Origin of the sequence: uncultured Chloroflexus sp. (assembly GCF_938091255.1) — a bacterium.
Taxonomy (GTDB): domain Bacteria; phylum Chloroflexota; class Chloroflexia; order Chloroflexales; family Chloroflexaceae; genus Chloroflexus.
Map to the genome: position 1 here is coordinate 1 of NZ_CALLJH010000052.1, position 13,142 is coordinate 13,142.

At 54.1% G+C, this 13,142-nt stretch carries 11 protein-coding genes; 3 read left to right on the forward strand and 8 right to left on the reverse strand.

Translation table 11 applies throughout. The annotated features are described in order from the left end of the window. The 8 genes from Q1A00_RS15935 to Q1A00_RS15970 all read right to left on the reverse strand — a co-directional run. A partial coding sequence (locus tag Q1A00_RS15935) for a TIGR03986 family CRISPR-associated RAMP protein (protein WP_299757762.1) occupies positions 1-2,266 on the reverse strand: 2,266 nt, incomplete at its 3' end. An 11-nt stretch (positions 2,267-2,277) separates the two neighbouring features. After that, positions 2,278-2,838, reverse strand: coding sequence for a CRISPR-associated protein Csx19 (gene csx19, locus Q1A00_RS15940; RefSeq protein ID WP_299757764.1), 561 nt, complete (start codon positions 2,836-2,838; stop codon positions 2,278-2,280). Beyond that, positions 2,835-4,343, reverse strand: a complete 1,509-nt coding sequence (locus tag Q1A00_RS15945; RefSeq protein WP_299757766.1) for an RAMP superfamily CRISPR-associated protein — start codon at positions 4,341-4,343, stop codon at positions 2,835-2,837. Before Q1A00_RS15945 ends, csx19 begins: the two co-directional genes overlap by 4 nt. Further along, entirely contained in the window at positions 4,343-5,956 is a 1,614-nt protein-coding gene (csx10, locus tag Q1A00_RS15950) for a CRISPR-associated RAMP protein Csx10 (RefSeq protein ID WP_299757768.1), read from the reverse strand. The genes Q1A00_RS15945 and csx10 overlap by 1 nt, the downstream gene beginning before the upstream one ends. Then, positions 5,953-6,615, reverse strand: coding sequence for an RAMP superfamily CRISPR-associated protein (locus Q1A00_RS15955; protein WP_299757770.1), 663 nt, complete (start codon positions 6,613-6,615; stop codon positions 5,953-5,955). The genes csx10 and Q1A00_RS15955 overlap by 4 nt, the downstream gene beginning before the upstream one ends. An 8-nt stretch (positions 6,616-6,623) precedes the next feature. Next, positions 6,624-8,225 (reverse strand): hypothetical protein, encoded by a 1,602-nt coding sequence (locus Q1A00_RS15960; RefSeq protein ID WP_299757773.1) that lies wholly within the window; start codon positions 8,223-8,225, stop codon positions 6,624-6,626. A gap of 11 nt (positions 8,226-8,236) precedes the next feature. Further along, entirely contained in the window at positions 8,237-9,499 is a 1,263-nt protein-coding gene (locus tag Q1A00_RS15965; protein WP_299757775.1) for a hypothetical protein, read from the reverse strand. Positions 9,500-9,795: 296 nt separating this feature from the next. After that, positions 9,796-10,683 carry a CRISPR-associated ring nuclease gene (locus Q1A00_RS15970; protein WP_298401058.1) on the reverse strand — a complete coding sequence of 296 codons (888 nt, stop codon included), beginning with the start codon at positions 10,681-10,683 and terminating at the stop codon, positions 9,796-9,798. Positions 10,684-10,845: 162 nt separating this feature from the next. Between Q1A00_RS15970 and Q1A00_RS15975 the strand changes: the two genes are divergently transcribed. From Q1A00_RS15975 to Q1A00_RS15985, 3 genes are all read left to right on the forward strand, one after another. Continuing rightward, positions 10,846-11,994, forward strand: coding sequence for a CRISPR-associated protein Csx3 (locus Q1A00_RS15975; RefSeq protein ID WP_298401061.1), 1,149 nt, complete (start codon positions 10,846-10,848; stop codon positions 11,992-11,994). Between the two features lie 265 nt (positions 11,995-12,259). Continuing rightward, positions 12,260-12,790 carry a DoxX family protein gene (locus Q1A00_RS15980; protein WP_298401064.1) on the forward strand — a complete coding sequence of 177 codons (531 nt, stop codon included), beginning with the start codon at positions 12,260-12,262 and terminating at the stop codon, positions 12,788-12,790. Positions 12,791-12,846: 56 nt separating this feature from the next. After that, positions 12,847-13,140 carry a co-chaperone GroES gene (locus tag Q1A00_RS15985; RefSeq protein WP_298401067.1) on the forward strand — a complete coding sequence of 98 codons (294 nt, stop codon included), beginning with the start codon at positions 12,847-12,849 and terminating at the stop codon, positions 13,138-13,140. Positions 13,141-13,142 lie beyond the last annotated feature (2 nt).

Below are 13,142 nucleotides of genomic sequence, written 5' to 3' on the forward strand. Positions count from 1 at the left end.
GAATGGTCTTGCCTACCGGAAAACGTTCCTGCATGTCGGCAATGTCGCGTGCAGGAGGATCAAGACGCTCGCGACTGAGCGATGCTTCGTGACCGAGGATATCAACAACCACCCGGTCGCGTTCAACCCGCACTACCTTTCCTTCCAAGTACATGCCCTCGCGCACGTCCTGAATAGACACTGGACGACTAATCTCGATTGAGTCCTTTGCTGACAAGCGAGGAGCGGAGGACGTTGTACGTCGACCAGCAGGACAAACCTGTAGCGGATCAGGTAAAACGGGCCGATCCTTGTATTCGTTAATCTTGCCACGTTTGATCTTAGGGTCTTGGCGCTCGATCTCCATATAGCGGGTCAATTCTTTGTCGGGACCCGGCCATTCGAGCATGCAAAGCAGCATTTGAATCCGTTCGACATTAGCAAGACTTGAAACATTGGCAGCGCCGATCTGTGCGAGAATCAGGCGATCAAAGCAGGAGACGAACTCTGGGATGCGATCATCCGCCTTGACAGTGCCGATGCGCCAGTCATCGCCTTCAAACAGGGTCGCATAGCGTTGCTGACGATCGTCTAACATCAAACTAGCCTCAATCTTGATTGCCCCCATACCGAACGGCTTGCCCATACCGATGCTGTGACGATACGCTCTGTCGGGTTCGCCAGGCAACGTCAAAGCCCACAACAACGCGCCAAGTTCTACGTCAGAGAGGTTCTCGAAGGCGATACGCCAGCGAAAACGAACTCCGGGAGCAACTGGTCGCATCTGAGTATGTTGTGTGTCGTTTTCTTTCTCGCGTCCTTGTGCGTCACGCAACCGATCCAGCTCTTCCTGAAGATCAGCTGCTGTGACCGTTCCCTTATGCCAGTAGAGCTTGTACCCGCGAATAACGCTCTTGCCGTGATCGGCATAGTCGGTCAGTTCTTTCACATACTTCGGGTTGCCGCTACGATCGCGTCTCTTCTCCTGAGGATCAGGTGTTGGTTGCGTCAGGTAGTGTTGAAAAGTGGTTGGTTTGGGACTGCCCAAGATTTTGGGCACGATTGGTTCTCCACTCAGCCAGATGTCGGCTTGGTTGGGTTCCAACAGCGCATCGCCAACGAAGACGCGGCTGGCGTAAGCACGCGCCTTGCCCTCACCGGTTGACTTTGTGTAGCCAAAGATCGCTTCTGCCAGATCGAGATCGCTTTCGCGGCGCAACGCCTCTGGCACGAAGTCGAGCGGCGTGCGATGATATGGCAGCCGCATCATCATCGTATGACCAAAGAACATTAGCTTGCCGTCCTCCATCAGGTAAAAGACCGGTTGTTCATCGCGTAGAACGCCATTTTTTCCTAACAAATGTTCCTGTTCTTGGCTCACTTGATCTTTATAGGCAGCTACGAGTTCATCAGGGATCTGGATCAGTTCCGCATCTTCATCAGGCGGATAAATCACCGCTTCACTACGTTTCGACGCCATTGGTCCGCTGCGTACCAGAGCACCCTTTATCAAATCTTGCGCTTGTTGCGCCGATGCACGGACCACTTTCGCATACTTGATGCGCAGGAACCCGCCACGCACGTTCTGATAATCATATTGGCCCGGTTGAAACCAGATTTCAGACGCATTCTTGCACGCGCCCCACGGTTTCAGCCCGCTAGGAATAGTATCACTGCGAATCCGAGCAAAGGTTGTTCCCCCAATATCCTGTGCCGGACGAATAAAGTACTCGCCGCGCTTCTCAAAGATGTAGCCGGCTTTAACCAGCGGCGTGTAGTGCCACGCCAGCTTCCCGCTGCGATTGGAACGCTGACCGTCATTCTTCATAATACGATTGCGATATTTTTCACCATGACTGGTCGTGTCACCAACAGCACGGTAGACGAGCGGTTGTTCGGAGACCCACTGCACCTTGCTGTAGCTAATGATCTCCACGAGCTGGCGTAGCATGCCACGCAGACTGCTGCCGGGAATACGAGGAGTTTTTGCCGGATCGGTGGAAAAGAAGTCTGGTTTGTTGCGCACCTGTTGACGCCAAGGGATATTGTCGTCCTTCCCGGTTTCTTGGTGCTCGAACTCTTCCGGCGTCAACGGCGCACGCACGAATATCGGTGTCTCGGTTGTGATCATGCACTCGATGTATCCGGTGTTTCGATCCGGATGATACCGATCCTGATCGGGAAGTGTCTGAGGATCAATTGTTACGATCTGATCCGGCAATGGGACAAAGTTGTACGGTGCAACGGCTCGTTCTTTCGTAGGATTCACGTGTTTTGGCAATGTCACGGTGTTCCTCCTCAGACACTTTCCGGCAAGACTTGGACTAAGCGGCTCAGCGCAATGCGAGCTTCACCATCGTCGTTTTCTGTAATGTAGTGGCGCACACGCAGGCGTAGTTCATGGTGTTTGAGTTGGTCAGGTGTGACGATCGCGGGTACAGCATGACGCATACCTTGAGACCCCTCTCGCACTAACGTGAAACCATTGTGTGTAGATTCGACTGTATCACCCCACAGAATCTGGTCTTCGTCAATAACGTCGTTCGAGTTTCCGTCAACATCAGTGACAAGCCGCGCACTCCATCCATTATCAATGCGCCATACCAGCAACTCGCCCTTTGGCCCGAACAAGCGAGCCTGTTGCAAGGTGACCGCACGCAATGGCGGCGACGTTGGAGTGATGCCTTGAGACGTGTGCAGACCGGCGCTATCAATACGTCCCCAAATGACTCCATCATCGGCGTGGACGAGTAGATAGCATAACCCATGTTGCTGCGCTTGGGTGACGAACCATTGTGCTGGATCGGACGCAAAGCTGTTATCCACCTCCACAGGAGTAAGGATATAGGGGTCCTTCATCTGGTCACCTCTACGGTTTCAACATACCTGCGCAACGCTTTGACGTAGTTTTCCAGCGCATCACCGTTATGGACAGTCAACTTTCCATTTTGAGCGGTTTCGATAGTGAGAGGCGTCTCTTTATGCTGAGACGTTGTGACAGTTGCCCTCACTCCCCTTAATCGCCCGCGCCCGATGCTTACTTCGCCACCCAGCGGCAGATCACCGGTCCAGAGGTCTTTGAGCACAAGGAGCAGCAAGCCAATTTCCGCGTCGGTCGGATTGCGTAGCGTCAGATCAACTGTTATGAGCGTATCGTCCTTTCCAAAAACCGGTTGCTCGTTGAATAACCCGGTTCCGTGAACACTGCCGGTAAAACGGTCGATGCGAATCCGGTTTTGCACCAGATTAACCGGATTTTCAATAACCGTCTCTTTGACAATCAATCGGCTAGCCCTAGCTGGCTGTTTGCCATAAGTGATGTCAGCCGGGCCAAACATCTCGTCGATCATTGACGGCGTGCGACTACTATTCGCAATCGTGCGCATAATCCGCTCAGCACGATGGCGCAGCGCGCCGGCCAGACTGGTACCGGAGAGCACCGGTCGTCGTGTACCATTGGCTTGCTTGCTGTGCAGATGCACGGTGTCCGGGCCGCGATCCTGTTCGCCGAAACCTGCCCGAATCAGGAGCGATCCGTTCAAAGCAAACGTAGCTTGAATTACGCATACACTGCGCTTATCCTCAACCCTTGCGAGGGAAACGCCGAGTAACTCCGCAATGTCGTTTCCTGTTTTCAGAGGTTGGGTCGGCTTATATCCCCAATTAGGATACTCTGATGCAAGCCAGGCAAGGAGATCGGAAGACTGTTTTAGGTCATACTGCCGGACCCGCCAGGTCGCAACCCTGCACTCGCCAAATCCGCGACGCTTGCGCATTCCAATGGCAATCTCGCCTGTTGCCAAACCGTGAAGCGCAAGGGCAAGCAGTTGTCGAACCTCTTGTGAGTCGGTATTTTGACTAATCAATAGTTCTATGCGCAATGGTAATGTTGTGCCCGCTTCCAGAAGCTGAAGATCATATTTGTACCCACGCGGTCTACCATTCTCAAAGTCGATCTTGGCAGTCCGCGTTACCGGATCAATGCGCACGCCGTCGCGCAATTCAACTTTCGGTGTTTCTCCGACTGCATCATCGATGACCAACGCACTCTGAGCACCGTCGTCATTCCCCTTTTCAGCACCAAAGAGCGACTCGATAGCATTATCGAAGATGCGCATGCCGTCTCGATTCAAACGCACACCAAATCCATGCCGTCGCTCATACACATAGTTACGCAGCGCTCCGGCGAGCGACGTGCCAAGCAGCAACGCCTTGCCTGTCGCCTCATCTAGCAACAGCGGCATATCGACAATGCCATCACTATCGCCATTCCCAAGATGGGTGGGAGTCTGTAACACCAAGTCACCTTCGATCAACCAGCGCTCGCAGATTTGCCGCGATTTGGTCAGAGGATGGGCGCTCATCATTCACCGCCTTCCCTGCGACGTTCTTTTGCTAGTCGCGCCAGTACGCCATCGATCAGGCGAATGGTATACTCACGCGCTAGGGCTTCATTTCCTTGTGTACTTACACGAACATTTGCGCCAATACCTTTCGACAGGTTCTGCGCACCGATTTTGTCCCAGACCGACTCGGGCTGCTTCAGGCGATCCTCTAGCCAGCGAGACAGTCGCTCACTCCCGATGCGCGTGCGCTCAAACTGATCGCGCACCGAGCGGCGTGTTTTGATATTGTCTTCCAGATAACGCTGTAGACGAGCAATATCGCCATTCGACAATGCCTCGCGCACAATAATGCGCATCCGCGAGATCTGGGCATTGGAAAGAGGTATTCGGTGATCCAGTCGGATGCCGTAGATCGCTTTACGAAGCTGACGATCTAGATCGCGACGGATCATCCGACGAACGATCTGCTCTGCCATTTCTCGCGCGGGTCCTTCTAATGTCGGAAGAGTACGCATTTGCTTTGGTTTTTCAGGCGCCCTGATAACGTTCAGTTTCGATTCGCGTTGCCAGTCGAAAACCAGTCGTCCAAAGCCTTCGCTCCGACGTTCACCAATCCCTTGCCACTCGACGGCAGCAATCGTTTTGGCGCTGATCGGGGATTCTGCAAGAAGCACAAAGACACTGCCGGCAGCAATGGCATGCGCCTGCGGCAATGGCAATCCCCACGCGCGATTGAACCCGCCTACCTCTTCCATCCGCCAGACGCTGCGGCGTTCTTCGTCTGCTTCTGGTTGAACATATTCAACAGCAACACCGAGCAATGCCCGCAATGCAAGGCGCACATCCCACGTGTCCTGCCCGGTCGCCGGATCGCGGATCAGCGCATCGCTCAGAAGCGTCACAATGAACGGTTGTCCGGCGGCAATGTCATTAGCCTGTCCCGGCGTTTCACGCCATGGCTCGCGAAGATCGCCGACTTCGACAGATACACGTCCATACCCACTGTTGCTTGATCCTCCAAGGTGTTGAACATCCCGCAAAAGCGACTTCAACATCTCGACATCGCTGTCGTCATCTACCAGCACCCACCCGGCGAATGTTTGTCCTTCTTCTAATGCATCGTACTGAAAAACAGCGCCGCTCGCTTCTGTCGCCCGTCCCATCAGACGATCTCGACTGGTGTGAACGTTGATACGGCGCTGTGGAGCGATGAAGTACATCTCATCGTCATCGATCCAGCAGAACGGCTGAGAGTCCCTAGCAGCAGCGACGAATTGCACCTTTTTGTTATTCACTTCATGAATAACCTCGTGGGCAAAGTCGTACAAACACGTTTCATCATCCTTGATAGCAAACAGTGATCGCGGTACAGGCAGGGTTCTACGACCCCCAGCATCAACCGGGTAAGCGTGCAGATACCGTGTGCGAGCATCGAAGAAGAGACGCCGTACTTCCTTCGACCCGGCGTCGATGGTCTCAATACTCTTCTTTCGCATATATGCAGATACAACTGCTCCACGCACAGTACTGCCGGGCACATAGGGATAGGACACGGCGCTATTCGGATCGCCTGCAATGCGGGTTGCCAGCAATGGTTCCAGCAGGGTTATGCGGTAGGGAATGACCTTCATTGCGCCACCTTCCCGGCAAACACGCGAAAGAAACGCTCGGTGATGTCTGTGCCATCACTATCGAGCAAGTGCGCCTGCAATCGGCCACGGCCACGGTTCCGCCCGGTTCCGGCGCGTCGCCATGCGAGTACACAGGCCGCGACCAAAGCAAGCGTTTGATCGTCAGGCGTCTCGGCAAACTCGAGTCTAGACTCGAAAATCGTTCCCGGCAGGATAATGCGCATAGAACGCAGGCTGCCCTTTTCCGGCGCACCGTGCTCGTTGATCGATGTCTGGCGGCGTATAGCGGTTAGCGACTCAAATACTTCATCAGCAGACAGATCCGCAGTATCGATCATCACTCTGATGGCATCCCGCAGCGGCTTGGGAAGACGGGCGTCCCCGACGCGCAGCATACCCGTGTCCTTCGAGGTGCTCCCCGGATAACCAAAGACGCGATATGCCCTGTCGCGCCACTGCTCTGCTTTCTCCTGTAATGTGAGCGCATACAACAGGTTGGCGCACTCTTCCGCCAAGAGTCCTTTCAATGTGCGTCCACGCAGAAACGGCATACCATCGGCATCGCGATCCACCTCTTCATCGAGAAGGCCTGCCACACCATCGCCGCGTCCGAAGGTAGCGCCGCTCTGCAACGTGAACCGGAGCATATACGTTGTCATATTCAGCCTCATACACCATCTGCCGTCACGGAATTAGACACCATCCTCTGCACGTCGGTGAACAAGTCCATCATTTCAATTGCATCGAAATAGATGCACCGATCTCCTGCCCAGCCAGTTTTCTCGTAGCCAGCCACATTGATGGTTCCGACCTTCGGCAATGCATCAAGTTGATAGGTGCTCAGAAAGTCTGTTACGGCATCTGGCCCCTGGCGCAGAGCTTCACGTAGCGCCTTGACCTTGTTACGCCGGTCGAACCATTCACTATCTTCCCTGATAAACTCATCGAGCAACGTTTTGAAGACCGTCCAGGTGCGCCAGGAGACCTCCGAGTCGCGGAGCAGCAGCGGTCGCATATGGAGCAAACCCTGCTTGACGGAATACTCACGTTGCCTGATCGCCTCTAGCGAACCCGTAATACCACTCATTGCAACGTGCCAGTCCATGGCGGAATCTTCAATTTGCTTTTGTTTTAGCATCTGCTTTGCCGAGCGGCAGAGTTGCTCACTGAGACGATAGGCACGAGCAAACGGATAGTGGGTCTTGACGATTGCAATGCCAGCACATGCATACGCGGGTTTGCCACCGAATGCGGGTTCGTTTTGAGTCGCTTCTTCAAATGCCTCCAGATAACGCACCGCCAGCGACAAACCATACCTTGCTTGGCAGACGAACGTCACATCGTCGCCGCCGAAGACAATCGGACGCAGTGGGAACCTCTCGCGGTGATGACTGGCGAGTGCAGGATCGGCGATGAAAGCGTCAGCCATCAGATTGACGACGCTACTCAGAGCAGTGGTAGCGGCGCGCTCTAGGCTTTGCGAAAAATCGCGGATTGCTTCGATATAATCACGGTTCTGGCGTGGCGTGCTGTAGCAGCTTGCAATGGCTTGCACACGCTTGCCGATCCCGTTGCCATCGGCATGCACGACAGCAATGTAGCTTTCCTCCCCTTTGATGCGCCCCAGATCATCAAAATCTCGCGGAATCTCCCAATTGTCCTGCTGTATTTTCGGCAATTTTGCCTTCAAGCGATCCAGACTCCGGTCCTGGACGCTTTCACTGCTTTTTGCTCGAATCTCCAGAGAGACCGGCTTTTTCTCGACAATTCGGGAGGCAACCAACCCCGTTGAAGCACACGGAACCGTGACTCCCAACCCTAACAATGGCGTTGAGAAAGCCCGGTTCTGCTTTTTGCGTGCCAGATCAATACTAAGCGTTGTACTGACGATCTGCGCCAACGAATCCTGCGCCCAATCAAATCGGCGATGAGCGATGACCAGTTCCAAGCCGGGAGCGTTTTTCAGCACCCGTCGCGTCAACTGGCTTGCAAAGGTACGTGCCAGATCGAATGTCTTGAACAGGATAACGGTATTACCTCCGCCTGCGTAGAGCACCTCAGCATCTAGGGTGTCAATCGTATGCTTGCTATCCAGTTTGCCCGTTGCTGCATCTACATTGTTGTTAGGTGGCAACGCTTCATACACCCACTGATGCGTCGCCATCTCTACCAGCTCAGAGCCGCCAATATTCTCGGCAAGCCTGTTGCTGCCGAAGATGTAGTCCTGAATCCGGGTTGTGTCAATGGCGGTCAGGACATATTCGGTCATTATCGCCTCCCTTATGGCAAACCAACACTGTTAAACCAATCTTTCAAGCGCGTGGATAGTTCTCTAAGATGTGAGCGCCCGAATACCCGCACTTTCCCGGCAGCATCCCACGAACGTCCAATATGGCGCTCGATTTTCTCAGGATTGTTTGCCATACACACTAACGCGACGTATGCTTCGTCACCGGCCATATTGCGCGCTCGCAGATACGCCTCGAAGAGCTTGAGCTTGCACATGCCGGGATCGGCATCTGTCGTGCATGAAATGGCGTAGAGTCGATAACCTTGCATAACGCCAATATCAACATCGTACTCCGGTCTATCCTTGTCACTCTGGGGACGAATACCCATTCCAGCATCATGTATGTTACAGTGGTTTTTAATCTGGAAAATGCAATCAAAGACATAATGTTCGAGCCATTTTCCATCGAACCACTCGCAGAGGTGCTTTACTTTTTGAAAACCAGCCTTCTGGCTAGCACTACCCAAAGATAGGGTGTTCTCTTGTTCAGATAGGCTAAACCTCTGGCGCATCGTATCAATCACCTGACTCAACAATGCATCATTGGGCAAGGGGAGAGATACCCCCTCTATCTTGTTGTCCCATTCGTTGGATTTCTTCGTTCGTGTATATTTGCGCAAAACATCATCGCACCATGTTCGCCACGCCTCACCGGCTTCTGGAGATCCATGCGCATTTGCCAGAACGTTTGCAAGATCGGGAAGCATCGCCTGAGTTTCGACAGGTGAGACTAACTTGAAGGCGTGCAATGTAACAATATCTTGCAGACTTGGCTGCACTTCGTACAGTAATGAGTCGGATTTGAAGAGTGGATTACTTCCATGCTCGATATACATCTTGTTAGAACGCGCATCTAGGTAGCTCAGGGTTACATTGCAACGCTTAGATGCCTGATAATCCAACAAAGTTCTACAGGCATGAACAGACATGGTCTTCGTGCCGCCTGTATAATTTAACCCAACATGACCGCTTTGAATATTTTGCAACGCATTATCGATTCTTTGCCGAATATCAGTCCCATCTGCTTCATCTACACAAACATACTGTGGCTGGCTCTGCTTTTCCACCTTTATCCAATATCGCTCCAGACGTTCCGCAACCGGCTGGGTAGCCAATGAATGCACTAGATATAACAGTCCTCCCTTTTTAAGGAGCAACTTTGCTGCAACTAGATTAGGCAACGGATTGGTGCCGACAAGCAGAAAGAGGTGATCAGATACATAGTTTTGAGGAATAACAGGTTGATTTGTCATTTATTTACCTCTCCTTCGTGTTGTGTACAAAACTAAAGCAGTACAGTATTATCCTAGCTGAATGATCGGTTCGAGCAATCACTGGTAAGAGTATGACTGCTCAAAAGTTAATTGCAAGAGTTTTTAGCCGACGCATTGTTATTGTCCTCCGCTTCTTCTCTCGATGCGCCGAAATGCATCGTACAGATTGATTTACGCATCAGCCCAATACTACCATCCCCCCATCCCCCTCTCCCTCCCCACCTCTACTGATTATTTCTCAGCACTCCTGCTGATCCCACCACGCGGGCAGCCTGCTATACTCGCTCGATGAATGCGGCAAAATGCTCGCGGATAAAGCGGTAATCGCGCGGCTCACCGTCCGCAAGGTTCCACGCAACACGACACTCGGCAAGAATGGCGGTTTTGTGTGTATTGACCGTGCTCAACGAAATCGACAACGCATCGGCGACCTGATCAGGGCGCAATCCGCGGGCAAAGGCGCGCAGTACGTCGCGCTGGCGCGGACTGAGACGCTCCCACACTTGGCGGCAGCGCGGATCATCTACCGCGGCGACGCGGTGCATCTGCTCCTGCACTGCGTGCATCGGCATCTGCGCCAGCGACCGCAGCGCCGGAAAATAGGCGCCCCACGGTGCCAGCGGCGCTTGGATCAACTGCACGCCGTCGGCAGGAGTTACATGCATTTGCGCCCCGTCTTTGACCCGCTGCAACGTCGTTTCTGGTGTGTACATGTGCCAGATGCGGTCTTGATGGTCGCAGAGCAGCGCGGCTGCCGACATCGCCAGTAGCGCGATCATGCGCCGTCCGCCACTGAGACAGAGGTGCAGTCGCCGCCCTTCACGCTTGAGATCGGCGATCAGGTTGCGTATGCACTGCCACGTCGCTTCAGCGTCGGCAGCCGTGCGGATGTCGGTCAGTTCCGCGCCATTGATACGGATAGGGACGCGGCGTAGTCGGCAGCGCTGACCGGCGTAGTAGTCGTCGGTGAATTCGGCTTGCAGGCGCTGCCATGCCTGCCGAGTGTGTGGATTGGCGAGCGCAAGATGAACGATGTATACTTCGTCAATTACGTCGCCCTGTGCAAGTAAAGCGTCGAGTGCAAATGTGACGACTTGGGGTTGGCCGCCGAGGGTGGCAATGAGCGTCGCCGGTTGTAATACTGCTGATGTGCTCAATGTCATACCTTTTTGTTTTAAACTCGATACGCAGCATGATAGCATAGTCGTTGAGCCAAAATAGGCTCATGGTGGCCAGAAAAGCCATCGATAGTTTGGTCGGTTTATGCTACGTACCGCAACGATGGTGTGAATTATTTAGCACTTCTAAATTAGATGGAATGAGCAATGCAGTCGTTTCCGGCAGTGATGATAGGTGGGCCGCCACATAGTGGCAAATCGGTATTGGTGTATCGATTATCACAGATGTTGCGTGCGGCAAGGGTGGAACACTATGTGTTGCGCGCTTGTCCCGATGGCGAGGGCGATTGGATTCAAGAGACCTCTGCCGAGCAGGTGCGGTTGTTGCGCCAGAAAGGGCAGTTTAGCAATGAGTTTGTAGAACGGGTGCATCGCGATATTGCGCAGCGACATTTGCCATTGTTGGTTGATGTGGGTGGAAAGCCAACGCTTGAACAAGAGCAGATATTGCGCGCTTGTACGCACGCGGTACTGTTAGCGGCATCACCAAATGGGTTGAGTGAATGGCGTGAGCGATCTGAGCGGTGCGGTTTGAGCGTGATTGCTGAGTTGCAGTCGGTGCTGCACGGAGCGGACCGGATTGATGAGGAGACTCCGGTGTTGCGTGGCGTTATTAGTGGGTTGGAACGTCAACGTCCTCCTAATGGTGTGATGGTGACAAAGTTGAGTGAGCGTTTGACTCGTTTGTTTACGTTTTCTTCCGAAGAGCTGAAGAGACGCCATTTCCAACACGCGCCGACTGAACTGGTGGTTGATCTTGACCGGCTGGCACACGTTGTTGGTAGTGCAGGCCGGCTTTGGCAGCCGTCCGATCTGCCGCAGGTGTTCACTGAAGTGCCGGCCATCGCGTTGTCTCTCTACGGTCGTGGGCCTAACTGGCTGTACGCGGCTCTAGCCTTGCATGCCGCGTCCCACGAAGTGTTTCTATTCGATCCGCGGTTGGGATGGGTGCAGCCATCAGTTGTCGCTCTTGGTCACCCCTCTGCGTCATTGCTGCAATGGCGTCTGCGCACGCAGTCGACCTGTTCGTGGCTCGAAGTGCAACCCCTCCAACCGTATCTTGATTACGATGAAATGCGAACGATAATTGCTCCGCCTCTTGATCCCGAGCTTGGTGTAATTCTGAGCGGTAAGTTGCCATACTGGTTGTTGGTTGGTCTGGCCCTTGCCTACCGTTGTCATCCTTGGCTGGCAGTGGTGCAGGCTCAGCAGTATGGCTTTGGTGTTGTAGTGATGAGCCGGGATGAGCGATACCGCGTGGGTGACGAAGTAAGCGTGGACGAGGGGTCAGGCTAGACTGTAGAGGGGTAAGATTGGGGTGGGGGATTCTTGCCGTCTTTCCCCTCTGGGGAGCGGGCTGGGGTGAGGGGTGGAGGGTGGGGGGCACCCTGCCGTGTGCCCCTGCAAAACTTCTAACACATTACTAACACTCCGCTGATAGCGATCTAACATCGCTTCTTTATCTGCATGGATGTACGCCTGTTTGAATCATCATCGCTTCATCAGTGTAGCGCGTAAGTGTGGCACTGCTGTGCGTTGACGATCAAGGAGGTGGTACGCGATGACGATGGATCTTGGCCTGCTCATCCTGCAAGTGGTCATCGGCTTACTGATGATGGGCCACGGTGCGCAGAAGTTGTTTGGCTGGTTTGGTGGCCAAGGCTTGCGCGCCACCGCTGATTGGTTGGCGAGCATGGGTCTACGCACACCCCGTTTCTGGGCGCTGATGGCCGGTTTGGCTGAGTTCGGTGGCGGGTTGCTCTTCGCCCTCGGCCTTCTCCATCCGATTGGCCCGCTGGCGATCATTGCCGTGATGATCGCGGCGATTGCCCTCGTCCACTGGTCGCATGGCTTGTGGATCAGCAATGGCGGCAGCGAGTACAGCTTTGTGCTCGCAGTGCTAGCTGCGGTAATGGGTCTGTGGTCTCCCGGCGCCTACTCGCTTGACCGCGTGCTCGGCATTGCTTTGCCGCAACCGCAGACCTTCTGGGTCGGCCTGATCCTCGTACTGGTTGCTGTCGCCTTCGCGCTGTTCAGCCGGCAACGCCAGTCGATAGCGACGCCGCGCAGCGCTGGGCAAGCCGCTAGCTAGTCGCACTGGGGCGTCGCTTGCTCGACGCCCCGTACTCAGACAACAGGAGGTTGCCTGTGCAAGTTCGACCGTTGCATGATCGGGTAGTGGTGAAACCCAAGCCGCGGGAAGAGAAGACCAAAGGTGGCATCTTCCTGCCCGATACCGCGAGTAAAGAGCGCCCAATGGAGGGCGAGGTGATCGCGGTGGGACCGGGCCGGCGTGCGGATGATGGTAAGATCATCCCGATGAGCGTTGAGGTCGGTCAGCACGTTCTCTTCGCGAAGTATGCTGGCACTGAGTTCAAGATCGATGAGGAAGAGTATCTGATCCTACAAGAGAAGGATATTCTTGGCATCATTCAGGAGTAGGT

Coding starts and splice junctions, on each gene's coding strand:
- csx19 (WP_299757764.1), bottom strand. CDS start 2,838: ATGAAGGACCCCTATATCCTTACTCCTGTGGAGGTGGATAACAGCTTT.
- Q1A00_RS15945 (WP_299757766.1), bottom strand. CDS start 4,343: ATGAGCGCCCATCCTCTGACCAAATCGCGGCAAATCTGCGAGCGCTGG.
- csx10 (WP_299757768.1), bottom strand. CDS start 5,956: ATGAAGGTCATTCCCTACCGCATAACCCTGCTGGAACCATTGCTGGCA.
- Q1A00_RS15955 (WP_299757770.1), bottom strand. CDS start 6,615: ATGACAACGTATATGCTCCGGTTCACGTTGCAGAGCGGCGCTACCTTC.
- Q1A00_RS15960 (WP_299757773.1), bottom strand. CDS start 8,225: ATGACCGAATATGTCCTGACCGCCATTGACACAACCCGGATTCAGGAC.
- Q1A00_RS15965 (WP_299757775.1), bottom strand. CDS start 9,499: ATGACAAATCAACCTGTTATTCCTCAAAACTATGTATCTGATCACCTC.
- Q1A00_RS15970 (WP_298401058.1), bottom strand. CDS start 10,683: ATGACATTGAGCACATCAGCAGTATTACAACCGGCGACGCTCATTGCC.
- Q1A00_RS15975 (WP_298401061.1), top strand. CDS start 10,846: ATGCAGTCGTTTCCGGCAGTGATGATAGGTGGGCCGCCACATAGTGGC.
- Q1A00_RS15980 (WP_298401064.1), top strand. CDS start 12,260: ATGACGATGGATCTTGGCCTGCTCATCCTGCAAGTGGTCATCGGCTTA.